21 protein-coding genes, 1 other RNA gene and 1 pseudogene are annotated in these 21402 nt (G+C 65.8%); 17 read left to right on the forward strand and 6 right to left on the reverse strand.

Annotated elements, in window-relative coordinates; translation table 11 throughout:
* The first annotated feature begins 85 nt into the window (after positions 1-85).
* The gene (locus ACZ5TV_RS10090) at positions 86-1333 is read left to right on the forward strand and encodes an MgtC/SapB family protein (RefSeq protein ID WP_379778213.1); all 1248 of its coding nucleotides are present in this window, start codon (positions 86-88) and stop codon (positions 1331-1333) included.
* 125 nt (positions 1334-1458) lie between these two features.
* Here the strand turns inward: ACZ5TV_RS10090 and ACZ5TV_RS10095 are convergent, their stop codons facing one another.
* Positions 1459-1833 carry a CBS domain-containing protein gene (locus ACZ5TV_RS10095; protein WP_379778215.1) on the reverse strand — a complete coding sequence of 125 codons (375 nt, stop codon included), beginning with the start codon at positions 1831-1833 and terminating at the stop codon, positions 1459-1461.
* Positions 1834-1939: 106 nt separating this feature from the next.
* Here ACZ5TV_RS10095 and ACZ5TV_RS10100 point away from each other — a divergent pair.
* Positions 1940-2498: pseudogene (locus ACZ5TV_RS10100) on the forward strand (hypothetical protein).
* A 42-nt stretch (positions 2499-2540) separates the two neighbouring features.
* Here the strand turns inward: ACZ5TV_RS10100 and ACZ5TV_RS10105 are convergent.
* Together ACZ5TV_RS10105 and dph5 are read right to left on the reverse strand one after the other, a co-directional pair.
* A complete protein-coding gene (locus ACZ5TV_RS10105; protein ID WP_379778217.1) occupies positions 2541-2942 on the reverse strand; it encodes a CBS domain-containing protein in 402 nt (133 codons plus the stop codon).
* 102 nt (positions 2943-3044) lie between these two features.
* On the reverse strand, positions 3045-3842 hold the full coding sequence (gene dph5 / locus ACZ5TV_RS10110) for a diphthine synthase (protein ID WP_379778219.1): 798 nt from the start codon (positions 3840-3842) through the stop codon (positions 3045-3047).
* A 161-nt stretch (positions 3843-4003) separates the two neighbouring features.
* Here dph5 and ACZ5TV_RS10115 point away from each other — a divergent pair, with 161 nt between their 5' ends.
* The 3 genes from ACZ5TV_RS10115 (at position 4004) to lrpA1 (ending at position 7391) form a co-directional block, all read left to right on the forward strand.
* On the forward strand, positions 4004-5899 hold the full coding sequence (locus ACZ5TV_RS10115) for a 2-oxoacid:acceptor oxidoreductase subunit alpha (RefSeq protein WP_379778221.1): 1896 nt from the start codon (positions 4004-4006) through the stop codon (positions 5897-5899).
* A gap of 3 nt (positions 5900-5902) precedes the next feature.
* Entirely contained in the window at positions 5903-6841 is a 939-nt protein-coding gene (locus ACZ5TV_RS10120) for a thiamine pyrophosphate-dependent enzyme (RefSeq protein ID WP_379778223.1), read from the forward strand.
* Positions 6842-6962: 121 nt separating this feature from the next.
* Positions 6963-7391: an HTH-type transcriptional regulator LrpA1 gene (lrpA1, locus tag ACZ5TV_RS10125; protein ID WP_379778225.1), complete on the forward strand. Its 429-nt coding sequence runs from the start codon at positions 6963-6965 to the stop codon at positions 7389-7391.
* Between the two features lie 70 nt (positions 7392-7461).
* On the opposite strand, the gene ACZ5TV_RS10130 is transcribed toward lrpA1, so the two are convergent.
* Together ACZ5TV_RS10130 and ileS are read right to left on the reverse strand one after the other, a co-directional pair.
* Positions 7462-7929, reverse strand: a complete 468-nt coding sequence (locus ACZ5TV_RS10130) for a GNAT family N-acetyltransferase (RefSeq protein WP_379778227.1) — start codon at positions 7927-7929, stop codon at positions 7462-7464.
* 135 nt (positions 7930-8064) lie between these two features.
* A complete protein-coding gene (gene ileS / locus ACZ5TV_RS10135; RefSeq protein ID WP_464383798.1) occupies positions 8065-11211 on the reverse strand; it encodes an isoleucine--tRNA ligase in 3147 nt (1048 codons plus the stop codon).
* Between the two features lie 431 nt (positions 11212-11642).
* Here ileS and ACZ5TV_RS10140 point away from each other — a divergent pair, with 431 nt between their 5' ends.
* A complete protein-coding gene (locus tag ACZ5TV_RS10140; protein ID WP_379778231.1) occupies positions 11643-13172 on the forward strand; it encodes a right-handed parallel beta-helix repeat-containing protein in 1530 nt (509 codons plus the stop codon).
* Positions 13173-13233: 61 nt separating this feature from the next.
* Here ACZ5TV_RS10140 and ACZ5TV_RS10145 read toward each other — a convergent pair whose 3' ends face one another.
* Entirely contained in the window at positions 13234-13692 is a 459-nt protein-coding gene (locus ACZ5TV_RS10145) for a hypothetical protein (RefSeq protein ID WP_379778233.1), read from the reverse strand.
* 170 nt (positions 13693-13862) lie between these two features.
* Between ACZ5TV_RS10145 and ACZ5TV_RS10150 the strand changes: the two genes are divergently transcribed.
* The 11 genes from ACZ5TV_RS10150 (at position 13863) to nuoK (ending at position 21402) form a co-directional block, all read left to right on the forward strand.
* The gene (locus ACZ5TV_RS10150) at positions 13863-14270 is read left to right on the forward strand and encodes a DUF7548 family protein (RefSeq protein ID WP_379778235.1); all 408 of its coding nucleotides are present in this window, start codon (positions 13863-13865) and stop codon (positions 14268-14270) included.
* Positions 14271-14405: 135 nt separating this feature from the next.
* Positions 14406-14721, forward strand: an RNA gene (gene ffs, locus ACZ5TV_RS10155) — signal recognition particle sRNA.
* 665 nt (positions 14722-15386) lie between these two features.
* Positions 15387-16004, forward strand: a complete 618-nt coding sequence (purE, locus tag ACZ5TV_RS10160) for a 5-(carboxyamino)imidazole ribonucleotide mutase (RefSeq protein ID WP_379778237.1) — start codon at positions 15387-15389, stop codon at positions 16002-16004.
* 132 nt (positions 16005-16136) lie between these two features.
* Positions 16137-16556, forward strand: a complete 420-nt coding sequence (locus tag ACZ5TV_RS10165) for an NADH-quinone oxidoreductase subunit A (protein WP_379778239.1) — start codon at positions 16137-16139, stop codon at positions 16554-16556.
* Complete coding sequence (locus tag ACZ5TV_RS10170) at positions 16553-17251, forward strand: NADH-quinone oxidoreductase subunit B (protein ID WP_379778241.1); 699 nt, start codon at positions 16553-16555, stop codon at positions 17249-17251. Before ACZ5TV_RS10165 ends, ACZ5TV_RS10170 begins: the two co-directional genes overlap by 4 nt.
* Entirely contained in the window at positions 17248-18915 is a 1668-nt protein-coding gene (locus ACZ5TV_RS10175; protein ID WP_379778243.1) for an NADH-quinone oxidoreductase subunit D, read from the forward strand. The genes ACZ5TV_RS10170 and ACZ5TV_RS10175 overlap by 4 nt, the downstream gene beginning before the upstream one ends.
* Positions 18915-19988 carry a complex I subunit 1/NuoH family protein gene (locus tag ACZ5TV_RS10180; protein WP_379778245.1) on the forward strand — a complete coding sequence of 358 codons (1074 nt, stop codon included), beginning with the start codon at positions 18915-18917 and terminating at the stop codon, positions 19986-19988. The genes ACZ5TV_RS10175 and ACZ5TV_RS10180 overlap by 1 nt, the downstream gene beginning before the upstream one ends.
* Complete coding sequence (locus tag ACZ5TV_RS10185) at positions 19985-20446, forward strand: NuoI/complex I 23 kDa subunit family protein (protein ID WP_379778247.1); 462 nt, start codon at positions 19985-19987, stop codon at positions 20444-20446. The genes ACZ5TV_RS10180 and ACZ5TV_RS10185 overlap by 4 nt, the downstream gene beginning before the upstream one ends.
* Before the next feature lie 49 nt (positions 20447-20495).
* Complete coding sequence (locus ACZ5TV_RS10190) at positions 20496-20768, forward strand: NADH-quinone oxidoreductase subunit J (protein ID WP_379778249.1); 273 nt, start codon at positions 20496-20498, stop codon at positions 20766-20768.
* A complete protein-coding gene (locus ACZ5TV_RS10195) occupies positions 20765-21100 on the forward strand; it encodes a hypothetical protein (protein WP_379778251.1) in 336 nt (111 codons plus the stop codon). Before ACZ5TV_RS10190 ends, ACZ5TV_RS10195 begins: the two co-directional genes overlap by 4 nt.
* Positions 21100-21402: an NADH-quinone oxidoreductase subunit NuoK gene (gene nuoK / locus ACZ5TV_RS10200; RefSeq protein ID WP_209482702.1), complete on the forward strand. Its 303-nt coding sequence runs from the start codon at positions 21100-21102 to the stop codon at positions 21400-21402. Before ACZ5TV_RS10195 ends, nuoK begins: the two co-directional genes overlap by 1 nt.

Consider the following 21402-nt stretch of genomic DNA (forward strand, 5'->3'; position numbering starts at 1 on the left):
TGCGAGTGACGAGACCGTGGGACGGGCGGGACGGGTCGTCGGCGCGGTCGCCGACCGGTTCGGCCGACGACGGTGGTGAGCCGCGGTGTTGAGCGCGATCGACCCGCTGGTGTACCTGGAGACGAACGTCGCTAAGCTGGTGTTGGCGACAGTGCTGGGGATGTTCCTCGGGTTAGAACGGGAGTGGTCCCAGAAATCCGCGGGGATCCGGACGTTCGCGCTGATAAGCCTGGTCGCCGCCGTGTTCGCCATCGCCGACGCGCCCGGCCTCCTCGTCGTCGGCGGGATCCTGATCGTCGCCACCGCGGTGTTGCTCGCCGTCCGGAGCTTCGTCGAGCCCGACGTCGACGGGCTCTCGCTCACCACCTCGGTTTCGATGCTCGTCACGTACGGCGTCGGGGTGCTCGTCGCGGTCGAGCTGTTCATCGAGGCGGTGACCGTCGCGGTCCTCTCGTCGCTCTTGTTGGTGCTCAAACGTGAGCTCCACCAGTTCGCGTGGGGGCTCTCGCGCGAGGAAGTGCGCAGCGCCGTCGAGTTCACGATCCTCGCGTTCGTCGTGTTCCCGCTTTTGCCCGCCGAGACGATCGACCCGTGGGACGCGATCCAGCCGCGGCTCATCTGGTCGCTGGTCGTCGCGATAAGCGCCATCGGCTTCGTGAACTACGTCCTCGTCCGGAAGTACCAGGGCCGCGGCTACGCGGTCACCGGGTTCTTCGGCGGGTTGGTCAACTCCACTGCGGTCGTCGCGGAGATGGCCAAGCGCGCGAAAGGGCAGACCGACCTGATCGGGATCGCCGTCGGCTCGATCCTGCTCGCCAACGCGGCGATGGCGCTGCGGAACGCCGCGCTCGTCGCCGTGTTCGTCCCCGAAGCCGCGTTCGTCGTCGGCGCGCCACTGGGCGCGATCACACTCACAGGCGTCGGGATCGCGGTCTGGCGCAGCGACTGGCGGACGACGATGGAGGCGGAGCTCACCTCGCCGTTCAGCCTCCGCAACGCGCTCACGTTCGGCGCGCTGTTCCTCGTCGTGTTGCTGATCTCCGTCGCGGCCGAGGCGGCGTTCGGCTCGACGGGGTTCCTCGTGACGGCGTTCCTCGCCGGGCTCGTCTCCTCGGGTACCGCGACGACGACCGCCGTCTCGCTCCTCGGAACCGGTCAAATAACGGTCGAGACGGCGGTGGCCGGCGTCGTCGCCGGGACCGCCGCGAGCATCCTCGTGAAGACCGCGTTCGCCGCGGGGATCAGTCGCGATCTGGTCCGGCCGGTGTTGGTGTGGAACGCCGTCCTCATCGCTGTCGGCCTCCTCGTCGGCGCGCCGCTGTTGTTGTTGTAGGTGTTCGTATCGCCGTGCCGCTGCCGTTGTGCTGTCGTCACTGTCGCTGCTGTCGTTGCTGTCGCTGCTATCCGCGTGGTCAGCGTGGTCTGCGATCCGCTGTGCTCACCGTCGACCGTGGCTACTCACGAGATGTGGGCGGCCACGTCCGTCGAGGAGATCATGCCGACGTAGTCGTCGTCGACGACCGGGAGGTGTTTGACGCCGTACATCGTCATCATGGCCGCGACCTCCTCCATCAGTAGGTCCGGCGTCACCGTCTCGACGTCCTCGGTCATTACATCCTGGACGAGCGTCTCGGTCGTGTCCTTCCCCTCGGCGACGGCACCGACGATGTCGCTTTGCGTGACGATACAGCCGCCGCCCGCGGTGACGACAAGCGCACTGATGTCGTCGTCGTGCATCCGACGCGCCGCCTCCCGGATCGGGACGTCCGCCGCGACCGTCTCCAGCGGCGTCGACATGACCTCGCTGACGCGGGTACGATCGTGTAAGTTCATACCACACCTGTGTCGAGGGCCCTGTTGGCTCTTCCGAATCGCGCAACCGACCCGTGCGGTCGCCCCCTACGGAGCATATATGCCGCTTCGAACCATGTACTGACACATGTCAGGAGTAGCTGCCGGCTTGGCCGATTTCGGGACGCGATCCCTCGTCACACACGCGCTCATGGTCCTGTCCCTCGTGGCGGGGATCGCGGTCGGCCTGACCGTCGACTCACAGGTCGGTCTCGTGTCGTTCGTCGCGCTGTTGAACTTCACCGCTGGGCTCTGGGTGTCCCAGTCGATCCACTCGCTCGGTGCTGCCGCCCGTGAGGACGACTACGACGGCGTTATCAACGAGCTGAGGAAGTATGTCGGGTGAACACGACCGCGGCGGGACGGACACGAACGGCGCGGGGACGGACACCGGCGGAAGCGAGGACCCCGAGGTCGCCGACGTCGGCGAGGGTGGTTTCGACACCGGGCGACTCGGCCGGCTGCTCGGGCTCATCGGGTTCGTTACTGCCGTGTCGCTGCTCACGTCGGCGCAGGTGCTTCCGAGCGATCTCTTCTCGATCGCGGTGGTGGCGATCGGGAGCGTCGCGCTCGTCACCGCGATCACCGGGTTCCTGATCGCCGGCGCGGCGACCTACGACGAGCAAACCCAGGGAAGAGAGAAGTAGCGCAGATCGACTTTCACCCCGCCGACTCCGTCCGATCCGCCGTCACTCCTCGCTGCGTCGGCGCTTTTCGGCCAGATGTCTCGTGAGATCGGTCGTCGAGAGCATGCCGACGACGACGCGTTCGTCGTCGGTCACGGGGACGTGGGTGTACTGGCCGTCCGCGAGCGTAGTGAGCGCCTCCACGGAGTCCGTTCGAGAGGCGGTCACGACGTCGGTCGTCATACACGTTCCGACCGGGGTTCGGTCTCCCGGGTCGTTTTCGCGGACGAGCGTGACGAAGTCGGTTCCGGTGAGGATCCCCTCGAGCCGGCCCGCTTCGTCGACGACGAGGACCGAGTTCACGTCCGTTTCCAACATCCGGGTCGCCGCCTCGGCGGCAGTGGCGTCGACGCTGACAGTGACGAGGTCGGTCGACATGAGTCGCCCTACGGGTACGTCCGTCATACCGGTGGTCGAGGGGCCCCTCCGTAATCAATCGTGAGGGTTCTTGGCACGATTTGCCCACCGGTACGCCTCGGCCGTCGTCGCTCACGCTCTACGATCCGCTCACTCCTCGAGGACCGTCTCCGGAGCGTCGGCGAGTCCCACGAGCGCCTCGGCCTCGACGTGGTGGAGGTCGCCGGGGATCACGAGCATGTGGAGAGGGTCGCCGAACGTCCGATCGGCGAGCGCGGAGAGGCGGTCGGCGGCGACAACCGGGTCGGGCGAACCTGCGCGGGCGATCACGACGCCGAGCTCGTCCGCCCAGCCGTCCGCGAGCAGATCGGCGGCGTACGCCGCAGTCATGTACTCCTCGTGGTCCGGGTCCGGGCCGGTCGGGCCGGTGCCGACCTTGATGTCGAGGTAGACGAGGGTGTGGAGGCCGCGCTCGCGGTTCGCCTCGATCGCCTCGATCACGCTTCCCGGCACGTCGTCGCCGCCGTGTGCGTACGGGAACGGGAGGGTGACGGCTTTTCCGAATCGGTAGTTCTGCAGGCCGGTGAGACTCGACGCCGCCGACTGGGCGGTGACGCCGTGGATCACCCGGGTGTCGATCCCGCGGTCTTCCGCCCGCATCCGGAGGTCCGTGTGCGTGGTCGAGATCATCGTGTCCCCGGCGGTACAGAACGCCACGTCGCCCGCTTCGGCCGCCGCGAGGATCGCATCGGGATCGCGTTCGACCCCCTCGCGGTCCCGCACCTCGACGTCGATCCCGTGTGCCGCCTCCAGATCGTCGACGTCGGCACCGACGAGCCGGCTGGTGTAGAACTCCGCGAAGACGCGGTCGGCCGCGCGTAACGCCTCGCGACCCTCGACCGTGACGGACTGCTCGTCGTAGAGGCCGAGACCGATGAACGTGAGCATACCTCCGTTCCGGGAAGGACCCCCTAAAAGGGCGCGGAACGGACGAGTCCGACGTGTCTCGTAGGTCTTTCATGATCATCCCTTGTGATTCCATAGCAAGCCATAAGAGGTGACCGACACAACCCTAAGCTACTGGGCCCTACCGGGCCAGGATCCATACTATGACTGACGACGAACTCATCTGGCGGATATCGGGGGGGTCCGGCGACGGGATCGCTTCCACCAGCCAGAACTTCGCGAAGGCCCTGATGCGATCCGGGCTGAACGTGTTCACACATCGACACTACCCGTCGCGGATCCGCGGTGGGCACACCTACACCGAGATCCGGGCGTCCTCGGATCCGGTCCGTTCCCGCGGCGACGGCTACAACTTCCTGTTGGCGCTCGGCGACTCGTTCGCCCGAAACCCGCAGGAGGGGGCCGTCTACGGGAACGAGGAGATCAAACCGCTCTCGGAGAACCTCGACGAGCTCCGTGAGGGGGGTGTCATCGTGTACGACGAAGGGCTCTTGGACACCGCCGAGATCCCGAACTTCGACGAGCGCGTCGAGGAGAACGATTGGCACGTCTACCCGCTCGACCTCCGCGGACTCGCTCGCGACATGGGTCGTGAGGTCATGCGGAACACCGCCGGCGTCGGCGCGACTTGCGCGCTGATCGGCATGGACCTCGACCACGTCGAGGACCTCATGCGCGACGCGATGCCGGAGAAGATCCTCGAGCCGAACCTCGAGATCCTCAACACCGCGTACGACCAGGTCACGGAGGAGTACGACGTGGACGCGCCGGACGTGTCGGTCCCGACCGGAGAGCACGACGAGACCCAGCTGCTCATGTCCGGATCCGACGCCATCGCCTACGGCGCTATCGACGAGGGCTGCCGGTTCATCGCTGGCTACCCCATGACACCGTGGACGGAGGTGTTCACCATCATGAGTCAGAACCTGCCCGAGCTGGGCGGGATCTCCGAGCAGGTCGAAGACGAGATCGCCGCGGCAGCGCTCGCCGTGGGCGCGTCACACGCCGGCGTCAAGGCGATGTCCGGCTCTTCCGGCGGCGGCTTCGCGCTGATGTCCGAGCCCCTCGGGCTCGCGGAGATGACGGAGACGCCGATCGTGCTCGTCGAGGCGATGCGTGCCGGGCCGTCGACTGGCCTTCCCACGAAGCCGGAGCAGTCGGACCTCGAGCACGTGCTGTACACCTCTCAGGGGGACTCCCAGCGTGTCGTTCTCGCGCCGGGTACCGTCGCGGAGGCGTACGAACAGTCGCGGCTCGCCTTCCGACTGGCGTACGAGTACCAGATCCCGACGATCCTCCTGTACGACCAGAAGCTCGGCGGCGAGCTGTTGAACGTCCCCAAGAGCCACTTCGACCGCGATCCGAACCCGGGTCTCGGGAAGACGCTCACCGAGGACGCGCTGGCGGAGGAGCCGCACTCGGCCGACGGGAAGTTCCATCGGTTCCAACACGACGTGGCGGACGGCGTCTCGCCGCGATCGATCCCCGGCCAGAAGGGCGGCCGCTACCTGGCGACGGGTAACGAGCACGACCCCACCGGTCACATCTGTGAGGACCCGGACAACCGGGTCGCACAGATCGACCGGCGGACCGAGAAGCTCGAAGCGATCCGGGCCGACCTCGACACGGAATCCACGCAGACGTACTTCGGTCCCGACGAGGCCGACTACGGGATCCTCACGTTTGGCAGCCAGCAGGGAACCGTTCAGGAGGCGGTCGGTCGGCTCAACGACGCCGGTCACGCCGTGAAGGGGCTCGGTGTCTCCGATATGCTCCCGTTCCCAACCGACGAGGTCGAGGCGTTCATCGAGAGCGTCGACGAGGTGCTCGTCGTCGAGATGACCGCGTCGGGACAGTTCCGCGGGCTCGTCCAGAAGAACCTCGGTCGCTACGGCGACCGACTGTCGAGCCTGCTGAAGTACAACGGTAACCCGTTCGAGCCCGCCGAGGTCGTCGACGGGTTCGAGGCCGCGATCATCGAGGGCGACGGCGACGCGTCCGGCCACCAGACCACCTTCGTCCCAGCAGCAGGTGATTAACCAATGAGTACGTTTTCAGCCATCGGCGAGGAACGAGAGATCGACCGCGACGAGTACACCCCCGGCGTCGAGCCACAGCCGACCTGGTGTCCGGGCTGTGGTGACTTCAGCGTGCTCAAGGCGCTCAAACAGGCGCTCCCGGAGGTCGGACGAACTCCCGAGGAGACGCTCCTGTGTACCGGGATCGGCTGTTCGGGCAAGCTGAACAGCTATCTCGACACGTACGGGTTCCACACGATCCACGGGCGCTCGCTGCCCGTGGCCCGTGCCGCGAAGTTGGCGAACCCCGAGCTCGAAGTCATCGCTGCCGGCGGCGACGGCGACGGCTACGGGATCGGTGGGAACCACTTCCTCCACACGGCCCGGGAGAACCACGACATGACGTACATCGTCTTCAACAACGAGATCTTCGGGCTCACGAAGGGACAGACGTCTCCGACGAGCCCGAAGGGACACAAGTCGAAGACGCAGCCCCACGGAAGCGCCAAGGAGCCGCTCAAGCCGCTCTCGCTCGCGCTCAACGCCGGCGCGTCGTACGTCGCCCGCACGGCCGCCGTGAACCCGAACCAGGCGAAAGAGATCCTGATCGAAGCGATCGAACACGACGGGTTCGCGCACGTCGACTTCCTGACGCAGTGTCCCACCTGGAACAAGGACGCGCGCCAGTACGTCCCGTACATCGACGTACAGGACTCCGAGGACTACGACTTCGACGTGAGCGACAAGGTCGAGGCCGCGGAGATGATGCGCGAGACGGAGGAGGCGCTCCACGAGGGGAAGGTCCTCACCGGGCGCTACTACGTCGAGGAAGGCCGTCCGTCGTACGGCCAGGAGAAGCGCGCGATCGGCGAGATGCCCGAGGAGCCGCTGGCCGAGCGGTACTGGGACGACGACTACGAGTGGGAGCGTTCCCACGACCGGTTCGTCGACAAACACCAGTAGCCACACGGCCCTAGACCGACGGAATCCGGTGCGGGAGCGTCGGTCCGCCCCGGTTTATTCCGTCTCGCCGGTCGTTTTCGGGTTCGCAAGGTATTTTTTCGGTGGTGACAAAGGTATTCATATGAGTACGGTATCGACGGAAGAGCGTATCCTCTCCGTGTTGGAGGAGGACGCACAGGCCTCCTGTGGAGAGATCGCTGAACGCGCCGAGGTTTCGAAACCCACGGTTCGTAAGTACATCGACAAGCTGGAAGAGGAGGGTGTCATCGTCGGCTACTCGGCGGACGTCGACCCCAAGAAGCTCGCCACGCAGTCCATCGCGATGGTCGGGATGGACGTCGACTCGGGGAAGTACGTCTCGGCGACCCGCGAGCTAAAGCAGCTCGACGAGGTGGAGGCGCTGTACACGTCCTCCGGCGACCACATGTTGATGGCGGAGGTGCGCGCGGCCGACGGCGACGAGCTCGGCGACGTGATCAACGACGAGCTGCTCGCCGTCGACGGTGTCACCGCCGCACACCCCTCGTTTCTCCAGGAACGACTGAAGTGACCGTTCCGGTCGGACGCTCGTGGGCACCGACGCCGGTCCGGGATCCCGTCACCCGGTCCGAGGCCCGCGTTTAGAGCGCATCGACGTCGATAACGACGATCGCCTCGGTGCCTTCGGGTCCCCGTCGAACCTCCCGTTTCGAGAACCCGTGACTCCGGTAGAACTCCCGGACGCTGGGCTCATCGGCAGGGACGGCGGTTCGGAGCGTCCGAATGTCGCGTTCGGCTAGCGACGAACCGACCCGCGAGAGCAGCTCTTCGGTGACCCCCTCGCCCGCGTGTTCCGGGTGGACCCACAGTGCGAGCAGCTCGGCCTCGGCTCCGTCCGGGTCGGGGTGCGCGAGCGCGACCCCGACCGGTCCGTCCTCGTCCTCCATCAGGAACCGACAGTCGGCACCGGCGGCCGCCTCGCGCACGCCGGCCGCCGAGACATCGAACAGGGGTCCGGCGATGTCGTCGAACACGGTCGCCTCGCGGGCTCGCGACACCGCGGTTCTAAGGGGTTCCGCGTCGGCAGGGCTGGCCGGTCGGACACGCATGTGTATTCGGAGTCTAGACGCGAGTTCGGGTATACGTTTCGGGGGCGGCGAAGGATGCGATCCACCGGCTCCCCGCGGGGAGAACGGCTGCTCCTAGTCGGGAGGTCGGAGGTCCCTCGCCGGAGGGGTCCGTCGCTACGCGACCGGTTCGATCCCGATGGTGACGAGGACGTCTTCGACGTCCCACTCCTCGATCCGACCGCCCGCCTCGTCGGCGTCGGCGGGGTCGTCGAGCCAGGCGTCCGCACGAACTTCGCCGGCGATCAGGTCCGCGTGCTCCTCGACGAAGCCGGCGACGCGTTCGTCGTCGACGGCGACCCCGACCCGGATCCGCGCTTCCACGTCGAGGTCGAGCTCCTTTCGCATCTCCTGGATCCGCCGGATCACGTCGCGGGCGTACCCCTCGGACTCGATATCGGGCGTCAGGGAGGTGTCGACGTACACGGTTCCACCGTCGAACTCGGCCCCCGAGACGTGCTCGGGCGGCTCGGCGACGTACTCGACCATCTCGTCGCCGAGGTCGACCGTCTCCCCGCCGACGTCGAGTCCGGACTCTACCTCGTCGCGGGTCGCGCCCTTCACGGCGGCCATCACTTCCTGTGCCTCGCCGCCGAACGCCGGTCCGATCGCCGACATCCGCGGTTCGGCGGTCTCGACGAGCTCGTCGAACGCGTCGGTGACGGCCAGCGCGCGGGCGTTCACGCGATCGAGGATCAGCGGTTCGAGGTTCCGGACTGCCTCGGCGACTCCCTCGTCGTCGGTCTCGACGACGACGCGCGGGACCGGCCAGCGGAGCTTCCGGCCCGCCTGCTGGCGGGCGTTCGCGGCCGCCTCCTCGACGTCACGGAGGACGGCCACGTCGCGTTCGAGGTCCGGATCGTGGAGCGCGTCAGTCGGCTGGGGGTACGACAGCTCGTGGACGGTCGTCGCCGACCCATCGAGCGTCTGGTACATCCGTTCGGTCATGTAGGGGGCGATCGGCGCGAGCATCCGGACGACCTCGTCGAGGACGGTCGCGAGCGTCGCGTACGCCCCGCGTTTCGACGCCGAGTCCGCCTCCTCCCACATCCGGTCGCGGACCGCCTTCACGTAGAACCGGGAGACGTCCTGGGTGACGAACTCGATCAGCGCGTTGACCGCGTCGCTGACGCGATAGTCGTCCCAAGCGTCGGCGACTTCGCGCTCGACCGACTGGAGTCGAGAGAGCACCCACTCGTCGACAACGGCGAGCTCGCCGTCCGAGAGGTCGGCACCGGCCGGGTCGTAGTCGTCGAGCGCCATGTACTCCAGCGGGAACCGGAACACGTTCCAGAGGATGTTCAGCTTCCCCTGGATCTCGCCGAGCCCGTCCCACTCGAACGCCAGGTCCACACCTTGCTGGTCGTGACTGAGCAGGTAAGTGCGGAGCGGGTCGCGGCCGGCGCGTTCGATCGCCTCCTCGGGGGTGACGATGTTGCCGACCGACTTCGACATCTTTCGACCGTCGCTGTCGTTGGCGAACCCGTGCATCAACACCTCCCGGTAGGGGATCTCGCCGACGGCGGCGGTTCCCATTCCGAGCTGTGACCAGAACCAGCCACGGGTCTGGTCGTGCGCCTCCACGATCAGGTCGGCGGGCCACAGCGCCTCGTGGGCCTCGGTCTCGCTCGGGTAATCGAGCGTCCCCCACGTCGCGACGGCGGAGTCGAGCCACACGTCGAACACGTCCTCGACCCGTCGGTAGGTCGTCCCTCTGTCCGTGATCGTCAGGTCGTCGACCGAGGGCCGGTGAAGGTCGATCGTCTCCGGGTCGATCCCCTGATCGACCCGCTCTGCCAGCTCCTCTCGGGAGCCGATCACGATCATGTCGTCGTCGAGGTCGTCGCCGTCCGCGTCCTCGGGCACCCAGATCGGGATCGGGATCCCCCAGTAGCGCTGGCGGGAGACGTTCCAGTCCGGGGCGTCCTGGATAAAATCGCGGAAGCGGTTGTCGCGGGCCCATCCCGGGTGCCACTCCGACTCCTCCATGTTGTCGAGGAGGTCGTCTTTCACGTCCGTGATCGAGATGAACCACTGGTCGGTCACGAGCTGGACGATCCCCGTGTCACAGCGCCAGCAGTGGCCGTAGCTGTGGTTCACCGTCCCGTGTGCGAGCATGTGACCGTCGGCGACGAGGTCCTCGACGATGTCGTCGTTGGCGTCGCGGACGAACTGCCCGGCGTACTCACCCGCGGCCTCGGTGAACTCGCCGTTCGGCCCGACCGGACAGTAGATCTCGAGACCCAGCTCGCTCCCGCGGTGGAAGTCCTCTTCACCGTGGCCGGGCGCGGAGTGGACGAGCCCCGTGCGGTCGGCCTCGACGTAGTCGGCGGCGTACACCCGTCCCGCCCCCTCGAAGTCCGGGTACTCGTCGACGTGATCGGCGAGGGGGTGGTCGTACGTCCACTCGAGCATGTCGCCGCCCGAAAGCTCGGCTTCGATCTCGTACGCCTCGTAGCGGCCCTCCTGAAGGACGTCCTCAACGCACTCCGCGGCGACGTAGAGGAGCTCCTCCTCGCCGTCCTTCTCCGCGCGGACGGCGTTGTACGTGAGTTCCTCGTCGACGGCGACGAAGGTGTTCGCGGGGATCGTCCACGGCGTCGTCGTCCAGATCACGAGGCTCCCCTCGCGGTCGGCGAGCGGGAACTTTACGTAGATCGAGGGGTCGTCGACGTGCTCGTACTCGACCTCGTTGTTGGCGAGGCCGGTCTCACACCGGGGACACTGCGAGATCGAGCGTTTCCCTTGCTCGACGAGCCCGTTGTCGGCGACGTTCGAGAACGCCCACCACGCGGCCTCCATGTACTCCGGCGAGATCGTCTCGTAGGGGTCTTCCCAGTCCATCCACACGCCGATCGACTGGAAGTCCTCGTCCATCGCCGCGCGGTTGCGCAGGGCGAACTCCTTACATTTGTCGATGAACGGCTCCATGCCGTACGCTTCGATGTCGCGTTTGTTCTCGAAGCCGAGCTCCTCCTCGACTTTCACCTCGATGGGGAGCCCGTGCATGTCGTAACCCGGGCGGTCGGTGACCCGGTGGCCGGTCATCCGCTTGTATCGAATGATCGCGTCCTTCAGGGTCTTGTTCCAGGCGGTCCCGAGGTGCATCTGCCCGGAGGTGTACGGCGGCCCGTCGACGAAAAAGAAGGGCGGGTCGTCGGCGTGCGCCTCCGTGGCCGACTCGTAGGCGTCGTGTTCGTCCCAGTACGTCTCGACCCCGGACTCGACGTCCGCGGGGGTGTACTGGTCGTCGATGTCGTCCATACGGATCGGTCTGGGCGCGGATATTTGAATACGACGGAGTCGCGTGCCGCTGTGACACAGGTTGGCGGGGGAATCGATAGATCACGGAGCCGCTCGAACGTGTACACGTGGTCGTGACCCGCGTATCGCGGTGAAACCCCCCGGCTGGGGCGATCGCCTACACGAGAGTAGTCCGTATCCTCACTCCATGCGATCACGCTCGGGACTCCCGACCGGTCTACAGCGTCCGTACGATCGGCCAGAACTGTTCGTTCTTCGGGATGAGGCAACTAAATACCTATACTTATGAAATAATCTCTCGATATTTTGATTGTACCAGTTATAACAACGTGCCCTTCACCGAGAGGTCCATCCGTGATATGACACATCGTGACAACAAACCGACGAACAGATCGCGTCGGGATGCACTCCGAGCCGGTGCTATCGGTTCCGTGAGTTTTCTCGGGCTCTCTACCATCGGATGGACGACAGCCCAGGAAGGCCCGACCACGATCACGGAGTGTCGGGAGATCGACGAGCCCGGCGAGTACGTCCTCGGCGACGACCTGTCCGCCGAGGGCGACTGTTTGGAGATCACCACCTCCGACGTGACGCTCGACGGCAACGGGCACACGATCGAGGGCGACGGAACCGGAACCGGGCTGGATATCGAATGGTCCGGGAGTACGGTTCGGAACCTCACGGTACGGAACTTCGGGCTCGGTATCAGGGTTAACTTAACCAGTAACGTGACGCTTGCTTCAACGACGGTCCGACAGAACGGCTCCGGCGTCGTTGTCATCAGTGCCTCCTCGGACGTTCTCATGCGAGACTGCGACATCCGGCAGAACGACGGGCGGGGTGTCAGTATCTCCGACTACTCCAGGGACGTTCTCATGCGAGACTGCGACATCCGGCAGAACGGATCCCGTCCGGTCCGGGCGGGTAGTAGCGCGATCTTCGGCCTGGAGGACTGCCGCGTCATCGACAACGGCGGTCCGGTCACCTTCGTGCCGCGACCGGAATCGACGATCGAGGGGACGCTCGTCAGCGGGAGCGAGGGGGCCGGACTGGAGACCAACTACGGCGACCGCGGGATCTACGACGAGCCGATGCCGATACGCGACTGCGTGATCGAGGACTGTGACGGTGCCGGCATCGAACAGCCCAACGGCTCCCTCGACGTCCGTGAGTGTACGCTGTCGGGGAATCGCATCGGCTATTGGGTACCCGGGGGCTTGGACCCCTACGAAACGATCCTTCGATACAGCAACATCGAGGACAACGAGGAGTACGGGGTCTTACACACCCGTGCGGACGAGGTCACGACCACCGTCGAGGCGACGTGTAACTGGTGGGGTCACGAGTCCGGCCCCGTCCACGAGAACGAGCTCACCGCGAGCCAGCAGGGCCAGCGAGTCAGCGACGACGTGGCGTTCCTCCCCTGGTCGGTCGAGCGGATCGAGGACGGCGAAGGCAGGTGCGAGGGCGGCCTCGGCGAGGAGCCCGACGCTCCGCCGAAGGCCGGGACTGGATATATCGCGAAGAAGTCCTACCGGCGGATCATGGGCTTAGGACCGTATGACGACGTCGACTGCTGGGACGAGGCACTCTACGCCACCGCTCCCTCGGAGGTCGAGAACGCCGGGTTCGCCGGTCCCGGCGAGATAACGCTCCCGTCGGAAGACGAGGACGACGAGGTCGCCGGGGGTCGGTCGCTGCCAGGACACGTCATTCGCGCGGAGCCGGACGCGGTTCCGGTCACGTTGCCGACGTGGGGTGGCGATCGGGGCCGGTGTGAATCGCTGCTGTTCGTCGATCCGGAACAGGAACTCCGCGCCGACGTCGAGTACCGGATCGTCACCGAGGACCCTGGCTCCGGCTACGAGGAGGTCGACACTGGTGGGTTCGCGGGAACGATCGACGAGATCGTGCGGGTCGACTTCGAACCGACGGATCCGAACGAGGGCGACGAGACGTGACCGGCTGATCAGGAGACGGGATCCGCTGGGAGCACTGAGAGCGAGAACCGGTGTCCGGGGGTCACTCGTCGAAGTTCGGGAGGTCGTCCGGCGCTTCGTACTCCGCTTCCCAGTCGATGTACTCGTCTTTCAACACCTCACAGGCGATCTGACCGAGCTCCGTGAGTCCGGCGTTGATCCCCGAGACGGTCCCCCACGAGTCCAAATCCGGATGGAGATCGCGCTGTTTCCAGTCTTCAGGAAGCCCGGGCGCGTGATAGCCGACGCGGTCGGCGAAATCGTCCCAGAAGAAGTCGAAGCGCGAGACGAGCTCGAGGTCCTCGACGATCGTCCACTCCTCGGCGTCGAGGTCGCTGTTTCTGGCCCACTGGGAGAACGCCTCCTCCCACGCGCCCTCGCGGAGGAACGCCGACAGCTCGTCGCGCCGGTAGTCGCCGCCACTGACCTCGGCGTCGTCGTACTCGTTCGGATCGACCGCCGCGAGCTCGGGCGGGTCGGGGGTCTCGACGTCGAGTGACATACCAGTCGATCCGCGCCCGCCGGGTAAAACGGTGCGGGCTCAGTAGGTCGGCGATCGACTCGCGTCTCTCGCCGACGACTCGCTTCTCGACGACGGCTCGTCACTCTGCGGCGACGCGTCTCTCGACGGCGATCCGCGCCTTTTACCGCGTTCCCGCGTGATCTCCCGGTATGAACGTCCGTGATCGCTCGCGGCAGGCGGGAGTCGCTATCAGCGTTCTCAGCGTGTTGATCCTCCTCGCCCCGTACGCGGTCGTCTCCGGGTTCGGGACGCAGATCGCCGGGTACTACGCCGCCGGCCCGGTCGGCGCGTGGGGGATCGCCCTGTTCGCACTGGTGACCGCCGTGGTGTTCGCCTCCGTCGAGCGGGGGAACGTCGATCCGGGGACCCTCACGGGAGTCCTCGTCGTGCTCGCGGTCGCGACGCCGCTACTCGCGGTGTTGTGGTATTTCTCTATCGAACCGACGACGATGTTCGCGGAGTACGGCTGGCTGGAGTACCACGCCCCCGCGGTGATCGCGACGACGCTCCCGCTCCCGGCGCTCGCCGGGATGTACGCCCGCGACCTGCTCGGCTGAACCGGTCGTCGGTCGTCGGTCGTCGCCACCGCCACCATACAGCCACCGCCACCGTACAGCCACCGCCACCGCCGGCGACGAGCACGTGTCGTGTCCGGCGAACGAAAGGCCCTTATGGGGTACCCGTGTAGTGTAAACTGGACTAGGTCGGGCGGTTAGGCCCCGCTCGCAACCCGTGAGGTAGTCTTTAGCGGGGACCGAACACCGGGCGCGTCCGGTCAGACCGGCACGGGCCCCGAGAGCCAACGTGGAAGCCTCGTCCGCCGGGGACAGCGGTCCACGGCGCCCGCTCGCAGGAGCGGTCCGTCGTGGTTCGTCGGCGACAACGGGTCAGGCGCGGAAGCGAGCAGCCCACCGCCGGACGTCCGTCGCTCGTCGGGTCGCGGGGTGGAGGAGGCAACCGGGATACCCCGTTCCGGAACGCCGGGCCAACTCGGCCGTCCGTCCATTCATACGCAGTTTATAAGCGACCGGCCCCGTCTGAGCACGGAGTGTTCGTTGAACGATGTCGGGCGTGGGTATCGCAGTATGGACGATCGGTTGTTTATCAGGGAAGAAGTGGTGTTGCTGGCGGATATTTATAAGGGGTTGCTGTCGTGATGAACACGTCCAAAGCCCCAGCCGCTCGGTTATAACTCGTTGCTGGCGCGGTAAAACCTTCAAAGCCCCAGCCGCGACGGCTCGAGCGCCTCGTTGTGCGCCTCGCTCAGTCGCTATCGCTCCCTCGCTGCGGTGCTTACTGCGGCGGGCTTCGCCCTCGCGGCTGCCCCTTTGAGTCTCACCCCGCACGGCGACCACACCTCACACCTCCCCAACCTCGCCCCGTCGTCGCCGGCGCTACGCGCCGGCTGCCAGAGGGACCGAAGGTCCCTCGCGGTTCGCGCCTTATAAAGGCGCGAACCGGGGCGCGCCACCGCCTTGCTTATGTACAAGCAATCGTCGCATCACTCTCGGGCAGTTATATACTATCTCGCCATAGCCGTTTTGCCATACCCACTCCCGATGTCACCCAACAAGCACGTGTGGTGAACGGATCGGTGGCCGTTTGATCGCGAAGACGGGCCACTGCGCCCCGGAGCCGCAACGACTTATAAGAGGCCGGCCGTTCCCGACGATATGACCACGGTCGCGGATCTGATCGAGCGGCTCGAATCGGAGGCGGCGGCGGACGCCGACCCGGCGACGACCCCCGACGTCGGGATCATCATGGGCTCGGACTCGGATCTCCCGACGATGGAAGGCGCGTACGACGCGCTCCGCGAGCTCGGCTTCGCGGAACAGACCGATTTCGCCGACCCGCCGGACGCCCGGTTCACCTTCGAGAGCTACGTCGTCTCTGCCCACCGGACTCCGGAGCTCATGTACGCCTACGGCGAGACCGCCGCGGCCCGCGGGTTGGACGTCATCATCGCGGGCGCGGGCGGCAAATCCGCGGACCTCCCGAACATGACCGCGTCTATCGCCTACCCGATCCCGGTGATCGGGGTACCGGTCCAGGAGAAGTCCGTCGACTCCGTCATCGGGATGCCGACGGGTGCTCCCATCGTCGCCGTCGACGCCGGCAAGTCGTTCAACGCCGGGCTCTCGGCCGCGCAGGTGCTCGCGCGCGAACACGATACTATCGCGGAGCGGTTGGTGTCGTACCACGAAGCCCTCAAAGGCGGTGTTGCCGACGTCTCCGCGGCGCTCCACGACCTCGGGATCGACGGGTTCCGCGAGCGGGACGACGAGTAGGCGCTGCTCGTTTCTTCCCCTCCCGTCCGAATATGCCGAGCACGGGCGTTTCAGCCGGCGTGTCTCCGGTGCGGTGAAGACTCAACGCTTATGAGGGGGCGGTTCAAACCCCAGCACGTTACGGAGACCTATATGAGCGATTGGATAGCGATCGGCGCCTTGGCGGCCGTCGGCCTGCTCATCCCGATAGGGATGATGACCGTGTCGGCGTTACTCCGTCCGAGCGTGCCTGAGACCGGCAAAAGTACCACCTACGAGTCCGGCGAGACCCCGACGGGCACGACGCGGATCCGGTTCAACATTCAGTACTACATGGTCGCGCTGTTGTTCGTCGTGTTCGACATCGAGACCGTGCTGTTGTTCCCGTGGGTCGCGATCTACCGACCCGCCCTCGAGGGCGGCGTTCCGATGTTCGAGCTGCTGTGGCCGATGCTCGCGTTCGTCGGAATCCTCGCGATCGGACTCGTCTGGGCGTGGCGGACGGGCGCGGTCAAATGGACCCGCAGCCCCCGCGCAACGCAACGAAAGACGGAGCGTGATCTGAACACATGAGCAGCGATCAACCCTTCATCACCGACGAATCGCGAGTCGTAACCGAAACCCGAGACGCCCGGATGACCGGGCAAGGAGACCGGTTCAACTCCCGGCTCCGGGAGGCGTTCGGCTCCTCGCCGTTCATCCTCACCAAGTTCGACAAGTTCCTGAACTGGTGTCGCGGCTCCTCGATGTTCATGCTCCAGTTCGGTATCGCCTGCTGTAGCATCGAGATGATGCACACCTACGCGGTGAAACACGACCTCGACCGGTTCGGCAGCGGGGTCCCCCGCGCCTCGCCGCGACAGGCCGACGTGATGATCGTCCCCGGGACGATCGTCTCGAAGTTCGCGCCGCGGATGAAGCGCGTCTACGACCAGATGCCCGAGCCGAAGTTCGTCGTCGGCATGGGCTCGTGTACCATCTCCGGCGGCCCGTTCCAGGAGGGGTACAACGTGATCAAGGGGGCGGAGGAGGTCATTCCGATCGACATCCACGTCCCCGGCTGCCCGCCCCGTCCCGAAGCGCTCGTGTACGGGGTCGTCAAGCTCCAGGAGCGCGTCGCCAACGGCGAGGCCGCGCCCGTGACCGTCAAACCCTACGAGCTGGAGCAGTTCTCCGACCTCGAAAAGGACGAGCTCGTCGAGACGCTCGCCGACCGGATCGATGAGGACGAACTGGTCATGCGGTACAACTTCGCCGATTCTCCATGAGCCTCGAAGCACCAGACACACCCGACACGGACGCGGTCGTCGAACACGACCCCGACGAGCTGGCAGCGTTGCTCGGCGACCTCGTCGTCGGTCGCGACGACCACCTGAACGCGCCCGCCTTCGTCATCCGGCCGGACACGGTTCAGGAGACGCTCTCGATCCTGAAAGAGCAGGCCGGCTACGACCACTTATCGGTCGTCTCTGCACAGGAGTACGAGAACCGATACGAGTCGATCTACCACCTGAAGAAGTACGACGACCCGACCCAGGAGGTCAGCATCGTCGTCCCCGCGGACAAGGACGACCCGGTCTCGGAATCCGCCGAACCGGTCTTCCGCACCGCGGACTGGCACGAGCGGGAGGCGTACGATCTCATCGGAATCGAGTACGACGGCCACCCCGATCTCCGGCGGATCCTCCTGCCCGAGACGTGGCAGGGGCACCCGCTGTCGATGGACTACGACCAGAACCAACCGCAGATCGCTTCGCTGCCGGATCACGTCAACCCGATCCAGCAGCACCACAAGGACGACGAGTCGGACACGATGTTCCTCAACATCGGTCCGCACCACCCGGCGACACACGGCGTACTCCACCTCAAAACCGTCCTCGACGGCGAGCAGGTGGTCGACGTCGAGTCCGACATCGGCTACCTCCATCGCTGTGAGGAGCAGATGGCCCAGAAGGGAACGTACCGCCACCAGATCATGCCGTACCCCGACCGCTGGGACTACATCTCGGCGGGGCTGCTCAACGAGTGGGCGTACGCGCGCACGGCTGAGGACCTCGCGGACATCGACGTGCCGGAGTACGCACAGGTCATCCGCACCATGGGCGCAGAGATGTGTCGGATCGCCGCACACATGCTCGCGCTGGCGACGTTCGCGCTCGACGTGAACGGCGACTTCACGGCGACGTTCATGTACGCGATCAACGACCGGGAGCGCGTCCAGGACCTCCTCGAGGACCTGACGGGCCAGCGGCTGATGTTCAACTACTTCCGGCTCGGCGGCGTCGTGTGGGACCTCCCGGAGCCACGCGAGGAGTTCTTCTCGAAGACGCGGGACTTCCTCGATCAGCTGCCCGGCTCGATAGAGGAGTACCACAACCTCATCACCTCGAACGAGATCTTCCAGATGCGGACGATCGACACGGGGATCCTCCCGCCCGAAGTCGCGAAGAACTACGGCGCGACCGGGCCGGTCGCCCGCGGCTCCGGCGTCGACTACGACCTTCGGCGTGACGACCCGTACGGCTACTACGACGAGCTCGACTGGGACGTGATCACCGAGGACGGCTGTGACAACTACAGCCGGCTGCTCGTCCGGATGCAGGAGGTCGAGGAGTCCGCGAAGATCATCGAGCAGTGCGTCGACCTGCTGGAGGACTGGCCGGAAGACGAACGGAACATCCAGGCCAACGTCCCCCGGACGCTGAAACCGGACGACGACGCCGAGATCTACCGCGCCGTCGAGGGCGCGAAAGGCGAGCTCGGCATCTACATCCGGGCGGACGGGACGGACACGCCGGCCCGGTTCAAGATCCGCTCGCCATGCTTCTCGAACCTCCAGACGCTCCCGGAGATGGCGAACGGGGAGTACATCCCCGACGTGATCGCCGCGCTGGGGAGCCTCGACATCGTGCTCGGGGAGGTGGACCGCTGATGGGGGTCGCGCCCGCACAGCTGTTCCCCGAGTTCATCGCGGAGACGCTCGGGTTACCCGGCGTGGCCGGCCAAGTCGTCGGCGCACTCATCGCCGCGGCGGTCGTCGGCAATATCGTGCTCGCGTTCACCGGGGTCGCCGGTCCATGGGCCAAACGGAAGATCACCGCGGCGTTCACCGACCGGATCGCGGTCGACCGGATCGGACCGTTCGGGCTCCTGATCATCCCGGCGGCGGCGGTCCAGCTGCTCGCGAAGGAGCTCATCATCCCCGAGGGTGTCGACCGCCCGACGTGGGACATCGCGCCGATACTGCTGCCGGCGTCGGCGCTGCTCGGGTTCGCCGTGATCCCGATGGGACATCTCGGCCCGGTGAACCTCCAGCTCGCCGACCCCGAAGTCGGGTTGGCGCTGGTGTTCGCGTTCGCTTCCATCGCCTCGGTTTCGCTGGTGATGGCCGGATACGCGTCGAACAACAAGTACTCGATGCTCGGCGGGCTACGCGCCGTCGCACAGAACCTCGCGTACGAGATCCCGCTTATCGTCACGGCGATGTCGGTCGTGATCTTCGCGGGGACACTCCAGATGAGCGGCATCGTCGAGGCTCAACAGGACGTGCTGTTCACGATCGCCGGGTTCGACATCCCGACGTGGTACGCGCTCGTGAACCCGTTCGCCTTCGTGCTGTTCCTCACGGCGAACATGGCCGAGATCGGCCGGAACCCGTTCGACATACCCGAAGCGCCGACGGAGATCGTCGGCGGGTACCAGACGGAGTACTCCTCGGCGTACTTCGTGTTGTTCTACCTCGGGGAGTTCGTCCACATCTTCCTCGGCGGGGCGATCCTCGCCGTGACGTTCCTCGGCGGGGCGTCCGGCCCCGGACCGGAGAGCATCGGCTTCCTCTGGTTCGTGGTGAAGATCTGGGGCTTCTTCCTGTTCACACAGTGGGCCCGCGCGGCGTTCCCGCGTGTCCGGATCGACCAGCTGATCGAGATCGGGTGGAAAGGCATGCTGGTGTTGTCGTTCGCGAACCTGGTTCTCACGGCCGTTATCGTGGGGGTGATCGTATGATCGGATTAATGAAATCAATGGCGACGACCATGAAGCACGCGCTCGACGGGAAGACGTTCACGGTGGAGTACCCCGAGGACGCGCCCGACGTGAGCCCGCGCTTCCGTGGCGTCCACAAGTTCAGTCAGGAGCGGTGTATCTGGTGTCGACAGTGCGAGAACGTCTGTCCGAACGACACGATCCAGATCGTACAGGACGACAAACGAAACGGGGAGCAGTACAACCTCCACATCGGGCAATGCATCTACTGCCGGCTGTGTGAGGAGGTGTGTCCCGTCGACGCGATCCTGTTGACACAGAACTTCGAGTTCACCGCGGACACGAAGGACGACTTCGTCTACAACAAAGAACAGCTCAAGAACGTCCCGTGGTACAAGGGTATCGACCCGCTCGAATCCCGAAACCCCGATCGTGGCGCGTGGATCGGGGAGGGTGACGGCGAGGTCGACTACCAGTAGCGGGCGCGTCTCGAAATCTTCAAAGGGATTCTCATAGGAGACAGATACAATGGTTTATACTACCATCGCGTTCGCGCTGTTCGCCGCGGTCACGTTGGCGTTCAGCCTGGGGGTTGTCCTGGCGCGCGACGTGTTCCACGCCGCGCTGCTTCTGGGTGGTGCCCTGACGAGCGTCGCGGTGCACTACGTGATGTTACAGGCGGAGTTCATCGCCGCCATGCAGATCCTCGTCTACGTAGGCGGGGTTCTGATACTCGTCACGTTCGCCGTGATGCTCACGCGATCGGACGACACGGACGACCTGGAGGTGAGTAGCGGATGACCGAGGACACCGGCGGGAGTCGGGTCCTTCCTGCGGCGGCCGTCGCCCTCCTGTTCGGCGTGATGGCCGCGACGTTCCTCGGGGCCGAGTTCGGGGAGTTCGCGACGTTCGAGGGCGAGTCCGTCATCCACAACATCGGGTACGCCCTGTTCAACCTCACCGGCTACGAGGTGTCGACGATTCCCTCGGAAGGGTTCCTCGCGGCGTTCCTGATCGTCGCGGTCGCGCTCGATGTCGCGGTCGACGGGGCGATCTACCTCGCGAAACGCGAGGAGGACGGCTCCATCGTCGCCGCGGTTGGCGGGGCGTTCACCGACGGGGGTGAGCGGTAATGGTGCCGCCGGAGTGGTACCTGCTGCTCGCCGCTGGCGTGTTCTGTATCGGGCTATTTGGCGTGCTCACGCGGCGTGACGCGCTGTATTTCCTGATGAGCGTCGAGCTCATGATGAACGCGGCGAACATCAACTTCGTCGCGTTCGCGCTGTACTACGGTGACCTCACCGGGCAAGTGTTCGCGCTGTTTGTCATCGCGCTGGCTGCCGCGGAGGTCGCCATCGGGATCGGCATCATTCTGGTGTTGTACCGCAACTTCGGGGACACGGACGTCACGGTTCCAACGGAGATGAGGTGGTAA

The organism is Halorubrum tibetense (assembly GCF_055396225.1).

Excerpts from the sequence above, each read along its gene's own strand:
- ACZ5TV_RS10095 (WP_379778215.1), bottom strand. The coding sequence starts at position 1,833 with ATGAACTTACACGATCGTACCCGCGTCAGCGAGGTCATGTCGACGCCG.
- ACZ5TV_RS10105 (WP_379778217.1), bottom strand. The coding sequence starts at position 2,942 with ATGACGGACGTACCCGTAGGGCGACTCATGTCGACCGACCTCGTCACT.
- dph5 (WP_379778219.1), bottom strand. The coding sequence starts at position 3,842 with ATGCTCACGTTCATCGGTCTCGGCCTCTACGACGAGCAGTCCGTCACG.
- ACZ5TV_RS10115 (WP_379778221.1), top strand. The coding sequence starts at position 4,004 with ATGACTGACGACGAACTCATCTGGCGGATATCGGGGGGGTCCGGCGAC.
- ACZ5TV_RS10120 (WP_379778223.1), top strand. The coding sequence starts at position 5,903 with ATGAGTACGTTTTCAGCCATCGGCGAGGAACGAGAGATCGACCGCGAC.
- lrpA1 (WP_379778225.1), top strand. The coding sequence starts at position 6,963 with ATGAGTACGGTATCGACGGAAGAGCGTATCCTCTCCGTGTTGGAGGAG.
- ACZ5TV_RS10130 (WP_379778227.1), bottom strand. The coding sequence starts at position 7,929 with ATGCGTGTCCGACCGGCCAGCCCTGCCGACGCGGAACCCCTTAGAACC.
- ileS (WP_464383798.1), bottom strand. The coding sequence starts at position 11,211 with ATGGACGACATCGACGACCAGTACACCCCCGCGGACGTCGAGTCCGGG.
- ACZ5TV_RS10145 (WP_379778233.1), bottom strand. The coding sequence starts at position 13,692 with ATGTCACTCGACGTCGAGACCCCCGACCCGCCCGAGCTCGCGGCGGTC.
- ACZ5TV_RS10150 (WP_379778235.1), top strand. The coding sequence starts at position 13,863 with ATGAACGTCCGTGATCGCTCGCGGCAGGCGGGAGTCGCTATCAGCGTT.
- purE (WP_379778237.1), top strand. The coding sequence starts at position 15,387 with ATGACCACGGTCGCGGATCTGATCGAGCGGCTCGAATCGGAGGCGGCG.
- ACZ5TV_RS10165 (WP_379778239.1), top strand. The coding sequence starts at position 16,137 with ATGAGCGATTGGATAGCGATCGGCGCCTTGGCGGCCGTCGGCCTGCTC.
- ACZ5TV_RS10170 (WP_379778241.1), top strand. The coding sequence starts at position 16,553 with ATGAGCAGCGATCAACCCTTCATCACCGACGAATCGCGAGTCGTAACC.
- ACZ5TV_RS10175 (WP_379778243.1), top strand. The coding sequence starts at position 17,248 with ATGAGCCTCGAAGCACCAGACACACCCGACACGGACGCGGTCGTCGAA.
- ACZ5TV_RS10180 (WP_379778245.1), top strand. The coding sequence starts at position 18,915 with ATGGGGGTCGCGCCCGCACAGCTGTTCCCCGAGTTCATCGCGGAGACG.
- ACZ5TV_RS10185 (WP_379778247.1), top strand. The coding sequence starts at position 19,985 with ATGATCGGATTAATGAAATCAATGGCGACGACCATGAAGCACGCGCTC.
- ACZ5TV_RS10190 (WP_379778249.1), top strand. The coding sequence starts at position 20,496 with ATGGTTTATACTACCATCGCGTTCGCGCTGTTCGCCGCGGTCACGTTG.
- ACZ5TV_RS10195 (WP_379778251.1), top strand. The coding sequence starts at position 20,765 with ATGACCGAGGACACCGGCGGGAGTCGGGTCCTTCCTGCGGCGGCCGTC.
- nuoK (WP_209482702.1), top strand. The coding sequence starts at position 21,100 with ATGGTGCCGCCGGAGTGGTACCTGCTGCTCGCCGCTGGCGTGTTCTGT.